We start from the raw sequence: 6503 nt of genomic DNA, 5'->3' as shown, positions 1-6503 counted from the left end.
ATCCGCCTTCTCGATCTCCTCGAGATAAAACATCTTGCTCGGCTGCAGATGGTCGACGCAGAGCTGCGCCAGCACCCAATTGTCCCGGCGCTTCATCGCCTCGATCATGAACCAGTGGTGCTGGCGCGAGACTTCGAGCTTGTCCGGGTCGGCGAGCGAGTTCGCCCGCACCGGCAGGCTGAGCCGCATGTAATGGTCGATCGACGACACCAGATAGTCGTTGCCGCAGGCCGAGAACATGGTGAGGTGGAAACGGTCGTTGGCCTCGTGGATGCCGCGTAAATAGTGGGCGTCGACATGGGCGCTGTAGATCCGGTGGATCTCCATCAACTCGTCGATCAGCGCATCGCTTGCCGGCAGCGGGATCATCAGCGCCGCCTGCCGCTGCAAGAGCTCGCGCACTTCGTAGATCTGGCGCACCTCTTCCGGCGATAGCCGCCTCACCATCGCGCCCTTGTTGCGCTCGCGGGTGACGACGCCGAGCTTCTCCAGCTGATAGAGCGCCTGGCGGATGGTGTGGCGCGACACCGGGAAGCGGCCAAGCAGCACGTCCTCGACCAAACGCGTGCCGGGCGCCAGGCGGCCGAAGATGATGTCCTCCTCCAGCGCCCGCACGACGTCGGCTTCCTTGCCGCCATAGTCTGCCACGTGGAGCATTCCCTTGTCCTTGCCGCGTCCTCTGCGGTCACTCTAGCCGCAGACAGAGCCTTTCCGCAACTGGAGCGAATGGTCACGATAATCGATAATACTACATGCATAATAAGTCAGAGCTGCCATATCTTGGGTATTCCCGCCGGAGTATAGTTCATAATTATTGACAATATGAGCGGTTCGCCTATGGTTCTGGTCGGCGGCGGGCCACCTCGGCGTCCGCAGTCAGCGTGAGATTCAGCTCAAAGGTGCCGATTGCCGTATCGCGGCCTCAGGAAGGGAGTGACCAGCTGCGGCGACGCGGCCTTCTCGCTGTTCCTGCGCAAGGCCTTCATCAAGGCGGCCGGCTATTCGGACGATGCGCTGGAGCGGCCGATCGTCGGCATCGTCGACACCGCCAGCGACTACAATCCCTGCCACGGCAACGCGCCGCAGCTGATCGAGGCGGTCAAGCGCGGCGTCATGCTTTCGGGCGCGCTGCCGATGGTGTTCCCGACCATCTCCATCCACGAATCCTTCGCCCACCCGACCTCCATGGTGTTGCGCAACCTGATGGCGATGGACACCGAGGAGATGATCCGAGCGCAGCCGATGGACGCGGTGGTCGTCATCGGCGGCTGCGACAAGACCTTGCCGGCGCAGATCATGGGCGCCATCAGCGCCGACCTGCCGACGGTCGTGGTGCCGGTCGGCTCGATGGTCGTCGGCCACCACAAGGGCGAGACGCTGGGCGCCTGCACCGACTGCCGGCGCCTGTGGTCGAGCCACCGCGCCGGCGATATCGACGCCGCCGAGATCGACCTCGTCAATGGCAGGCTGGCGCCCTCGGTCGGCACCTGCATGGTCATGGGCACCGCCAGCACCATGGCGATCGTCGCCGAGGTGATGGGCTTCTCGCTGTCTTTCGCCGCCTCCATTCCGGCGCCCCATGCCGAGCGCGTCCGCTCGGCGGAAGCGAGCGGACGCGCCGCCGCCACGCTTGCCGTCGCCGGCGCACCGCTGCCCGGCGCCATCGTCACGCCGGCGGCCATCCGCAACGCCATGGTTGTCATGCAGGCGATCGGCGGCTCGACCAACGGCATCATCCATCTCTCCGCGATCGCCGGCCGGGCCGGGCATCCGGTCGATCTCGCCGAGTTCGACAGGATCGGCCGCGAGGTACCGGTGCTGGTTGACCTGAAGCCGTCTGGCGAACACTACATGGAGCATTTCCACCAGGCCGGCGGCGTGCCCAGGCTGCTGGCCGAGCTCGTCGATGTCCTCGACCTGACGACGCCCATGGTCGAGGGCGGCACGCTCGGCGACCGGGTCATGAAGCCCGGGGACATGCATGCGCAGGACGTCATCCGGCCGCTCGGCCGGCCGGTGACTGGGCAGGGCGCCATGGCCGTGCTGTCGGGAAATCTCTGTCCGCGCGGCGCGGTCATCAAGCATTCCGCTGCCTCGCCGGCGCTGATGCGGCACAGCGGGCGCGCCGTCGTCTTCGAATCCGTCGCCGACCTGGCCGAGCGCATCGACGATCCGGCGCTCGACGTCACCGCGGACGACGTGCTTGTGCTGCGCAATGCCGGACCGCGCGGCGCGCCCGGCATGCCCGAGGCCGGCTACATCCCGATCCCGAAGAAGCTGGCCGCGCTCGGCGTCAAGGACATGGTGCGCCTCTCGGATGCCAGGATGAGCGGCACCGCCTTCGGCACGGTGGTGCTGCATATCTCGCCGGAGGCGGCCGCCGGCGGTCCGCTCGCTCTGGTACAGAATGGCGACATGATCCGCCTCGATGTGCCGGCGCGGCGCATCGACATGCTGGTCGACGACGCCGAACTGGCGCGCCGGGCGGCGATTGCCCGCCCGGCGGTGGAGCGGCCGGCGCGAGGCTATGCCCGGCTCTACCACGACCACGTGCTGCAGGCCGACCAGGGCTGCGACTTCGATTTCCTGACCGCGTCCGGCGCCGCCGGGGAGGCCCCCGAATGAGCGCCGCGCATTTCGCGGCGGGGACGGAGCCCCGGCAGTGCCTGCCGCCGCTTGCGCCGGCGCGGCGTACCGCCCTGCGCCTGCCGGAAGGCAGTTGCGACGCCCATGCCCATGTCTTCGCCTCGGCCTGTCCGCTCGACCCGGCGCGCGGCTACACGCCGGCGATGGTCACGGTCGCCGACTACCGCCGGGTCATGGAGGCCTATGGCATCGATCGCGCCGTGCTGGTGCAGCCGAGCGTCTACGGTTTTGACAACAGCGCGCTGCTGCCGGCGCTCGCGGACAACCTCGGCACGCTGCGCATCGTCGATGAGGCCTATCGCTGGCGGCGCCCGGCCTGATCCAGGCGGTAACGGTTTCTTCTCTGGTTTTGTGCACACTGCCCTCCAACAGGGCGGATAAAAACCGGGCATGGCGGACGACAAGACACGCAAGGGGGAGTTCTGGGCGCTGGCGCTGGAACGCGCCCATCTCGGCGTCTGGGACTGGAACGTCGCCAGCGGCGATTGCTACTACTCGCCGACCTGGTTGAAGATGCTCGGCTACGCCGAGGGCGAGCTTGCCGCCACGGCGGATCTGTGGCTGACGCTCACCCATCCCGACGACCGCGAGCGGGCACTGGCCAGCGGCGAGCGCCATATCGCCGGCCTGACGGAGTCCATCGAGACGGAGCTGCGCCTCAGGCACAAGGATGGCCACTGGGTCTGGGTGCTCGACCGCGGCGGCATCGTCGAGCGCGACGCCGAGGGCCGGGCGCTGCGGCTGATGGGCGTGCAGACCGATATCACCCGGCGAAAACAGGCCGAGGCGGCACTCGATGAGGTCAATGTGCGCTTCCGCCTGGCGCTCGCCGCCAGCGGCACCGGCATTTGGCACTATGACATCGCCACCAACAAGAGCTTCTGGGATGCCCGCAGTCGGGAGATCTTCGGCCTGGTCAGCGATACCGACGAGGTCTCGGCCGGCCTCTGGCACACCTATCTGCATCCCGATGACAAGGAGGCCACCGAGCGGGCGCACCTGCCGCCGCCCGGATCGGAGGCGGTAACCGCTTCGCAATACCGCATCATCAGGCGCGACGGCGAGATCCGCCACCTTGAATCGCTGGTCCGCTTCATCGCCTGCGCCGGCGGCGCCGGCCAGATCCTCGGCACCGTGCGCGACATCACCGAGGACAAGAAGCGCTCGCAGGAACTCACCTACGCCGCCAACCACGACGCCCTGACCGGCCTGCTCAACCGCGCCGCCTTCGACCGGCTGCTGGCTGACCACATCGCCACGCAGCGCCGGCTGCCGCTCGCCGTCTTCTATGTCGACCTCGACTACTTCAAGGCGCTGAACGACTTCGCCGGCCATGCCGCCGGCGACCTCGCGCTGAAGAGCATCGCCGCCGGCATCCTCGCCAGCCTGCCATCATCGGCGCACGCTGCACGCCTTGGCGGCGACGAGTTCGCGCTGCTGGTGCCGAACTGCGGCCAGGCCGAGGCCGAGCGGCTGGCCGGCGCGGTGCTTGCCGCCGTGCGCGACGCCGAGCTCGGCGCCACGACGCGAAGGCTCGCGGCCAGCATCGGCATCGCCTTCGTCGCCCATCGCGACACCACGGTAGCCGATGCACTGGCCTGCGCCGACGACGCCTGCTACGCGGCCAAGGCCGCCGGCCGCAACCGCTTCGCGGTGTTCTCGGCCGAGACGGCTTCCGGCTCCGGCGGCCTCAACGCGGCGCGGCTTGCCGCCGACCTCGTCGATGCCATGGAGGACGGCAGGCTGAAACTGTTCGGCCAGCAGATCCATCGGCTCGGCCAGCCCTGGCGCTACAGCCGCCAGGTCGAGGTGCTGGCCAGGCTTTCCGCCCGCAACGGCAAGATGATCCCGCCCGGCGAGTTCATTTCGGTGGCGGAGCGCTTCGGCATCGCTTCCAGGCTCGACCGCTGGATCGTCAGGGCGGCGCTGGAAATGCACGGTCCGGCGATGCGCTCGGGCGCCATTTCGCTCGGCTTCAACCTTTCGGCGCAGACGCTGAGCGACCCGCAGCTCTGGGAGTTCGTCGATGCCGTCATCGCCGAGACCGGCGCGCCGCCGGCCGGCATCGGCTTCGAGATCACCGAGACCGCCGCCGTCACCAATTTCGACGCCGCCGAGGCCTTCGTGCGCAAGGCGCGCGAGCGGCATTGCCGGGTCAGCCTCGACGATTTCGGCGCCGGCATGAGCTCGTTCGAATATCTCAGGCGCTTTCCGGTCGACGCCATCAAGATCGACGGCTCCTTCGTCGAGCACATCGCCGAGAGCCGCTTCGACCGCGAGATCGTCTCGGCGATTTCCGGCATCGCCAGGAGCCTCGGCTGCAGCGTCGTGGCCGAGAAGGTCGAACAGCGGGTGGCGATGGACATCCTTCGCGACATGGGCGTCGCCTACGGCCAGGGCTTTCTGCTGCACCGGCCGGAGGCGCTGGAGGCGATCGTCGCCAGGGCGGTTGGCGAGGCGGCCCTTCCGGCTCGGTTGACCCGGTCGGCCTAAGAAATTCTTAATCGGGGTCAGGCTAATGCTCTGCCGGACCGATTGTTCCGCTCAAGGCATGATGTCTTGGCTCGATGTGCGGTGCCCCGTTGCATGACGAACGGGCGTGCCCGAGAGACCGGCAATGTCCTCACTGTCCGCGCTGAACAACGCCGCCCTGCTGATCCTGCAGCAGCAACGCCCGCAATCGGCGGCGGCTGAAGACAGTCTCGCCGCCGGCATCAATGGCGTTTCCAGTCCCGAGGGTTCCGGCTCAGGCTCGCCTCTGATGCAGGCGCAGGCCAGGATCTCCGGATCCATGTTCAGCGTGAACAGCCTCAACATCACGGCAATGAAGGTCCGGCTGATGGAGCGCGTCGGCAAGGAATTCGGCATCGACCAGGGCGACTACCAGTCCCTGTTTTCCTACGGCACGGCCGTCAAGAACGCGGTCGAGGCGTTGAAACAGAAATCCGCTTCCGAGATCATCGCGATCGAAAAGAAGTTGGGGTTGGACCAGCTCGGCGTTTCGCTCGACACGCTCGTCAATGCGATCATCGATCCGCAAGGCAGCGACGGCGACAGGCTGGACGCGGCGCTGAGCAAGCAGGCAAGCGATCCCGCCAAGGGCGAGGGGAAAGCCGCCGGCCCGATCCAGCCGGACGAGATCGGTCTCTACGGCCGCTGAACGGTTGCGCGTAAGGACGGCAGGCCTGGTAGGCGGCTTCCTCATCGGGTCACGAAAATAAGCGACTGCTAAAATTGAAGCTACGCATTTAAGGGCGCCGTAATCCGGCCGGACAGATGATCCGCCATCGACAATGGCGGCCGCGTGCCGGGTGGGAGACGATGATGAAGCCTTTTCCTTTGCTGCTGGCCGCCTCGGTCGGCCTGTTCGGCATTCTCGCGGCGCAGCAATCCCTCGCGGGCGAGTTCTCGGACCATGGCGGCCCGGCAACGGCGACGCTGCCCGACGAAGTCGACGAAGGCACCACCGCCAGCCATGAAGGCGACAAGGGCGATCATAAGGGCGATCACCAGGGCGAGGGCGCCGGCGCCGGCTCGCATGAGGGCGACCAGGGCGACGGCGACCACGATGGTGATCACGAGAGCGGCGATCATGAAGGCGATGGCCATGATGGCGGCGATGGTGGTAGCGGTGGCGATGGTGGCGGTGACGGCGGCAGCGGCGGTGACGGTGGCGGCGGTGATGGTGGCGGCGACGGCGGCGACGACGGCGGCGGCCATGAAGGTGGCGGCGACGCCTGAGCCATGGCGCTGAAACTGCCAATCTCCCCCTCGTGGGGGAGATGCCCGGCAGGGCAGAGGGTGCTGTCCCGCCAGCCTAGGTGACTATCCCATCAACCACCGCAACACCCCGGACG

Annotated in this window: 6 protein-coding genes; 5 read left to right on the top strand and 1 reads right to left on the bottom strand. The window is 67.5% G+C overall.

The window, feature by feature from the left end; genetic code table 11:
* Positions 1 to 657, bottom strand: a 657-nt coding sequence (locus EN780_RS24735) for a GntR family transcriptional regulator (protein ID WP_133372700.1), incomplete at its 3' end; no start/stop codon positions are given.
* Between the two features lie 276 nt (positions 658 to 933).
* On the opposite strand from EN780_RS24735, the gene EN780_RS24730 reads away from it, so the two are divergent.
* From EN780_RS24730 to EN780_RS38925, 5 genes are all read left to right on the top strand, one after another.
* Entirely contained in the window at positions 934 to 2625 is a 1692-nt protein-coding gene (locus EN780_RS24730) for a dihydroxy-acid dehydratase (RefSeq protein ID WP_128275582.1), read from the top strand.
* Positions 2622 to 2966 carry an amidohydrolase family protein gene (locus tag EN780_RS24725; RefSeq protein ID WP_128275581.1) on the top strand — a complete coding sequence of 115 codons (345 nt, stop codon included), beginning with the start codon at positions 2622 to 2624 and terminating at the stop codon, positions 2964 to 2966. The genes EN780_RS24730 and EN780_RS24725 overlap by 4 nt, the downstream gene beginning before the upstream one ends.
* A gap of 70 nt (positions 2967 to 3036) precedes the next feature.
* Positions 3037 to 5139, top strand: a complete 2103-nt coding sequence (locus EN780_RS24720; protein WP_127284579.1) for an EAL domain-containing protein — start codon at positions 3037 to 3039, stop codon at positions 5137 to 5139.
* Between the two features lie 124 nt (positions 5140 to 5263).
* Positions 5264 to 5806, top strand: a complete 543-nt coding sequence (locus EN780_RS24715; RefSeq protein WP_127284580.1) for a hypothetical protein — start codon at positions 5264 to 5266, stop codon at positions 5804 to 5806.
* A gap of 164 nt (positions 5807 to 5970) precedes the next feature.
* Positions 5971 to 6387 (top strand): hypothetical protein, encoded by a 417-nt coding sequence (locus EN780_RS38925; protein WP_189556703.1) that lies wholly within the window; start codon positions 5971 to 5973, stop codon positions 6385 to 6387.
* Positions 6388 to 6503 lie beyond the last annotated feature (116 nt).

Source organism: Mesorhizobium sp. M4B.F.Ca.ET.089.01.1.1 (assembly GCF_004022605.1).
Classification (GTDB): domain Bacteria; phylum Pseudomonadota; class Alphaproteobacteria; order Rhizobiales; family Rhizobiaceae; genus Mesorhizobium; species Mesorhizobium abyssinicae.
Note: the sequence above shows the minus strand (reverse complement) of the source record. Positions and strands in the feature narration are given on the sequence as shown.

What these genes read in the sequence shown, in the direction of transcription:
- EN780_RS38925 (WP_189556703.1), top strand. Translation starts at nt 5,971, where the DNA reads ATGAAGCCTTTTCCTTTGCTGCTGGCCGCCTCGGTCGGCCTGTTCGGC.
- EN780_RS24715 (WP_127284580.1), top strand. Translation starts at nt 5,264, where the DNA reads ATGTCCTCACTGTCCGCGCTGAACAACGCCGCCCTGCTGATCCTGCAG.
- EN780_RS24725 (WP_128275581.1), top strand. Translation starts at nt 2,622, where the DNA reads ATGAGCGCCGCGCATTTCGCGGCGGGGACGGAGCCCCGGCAGTGCCTG.
- EN780_RS24720 (WP_127284579.1), top strand. Translation starts at nt 3,037, where the DNA reads ATGGCGGACGACAAGACACGCAAGGGGGAGTTCTGGGCGCTGGCGCTG.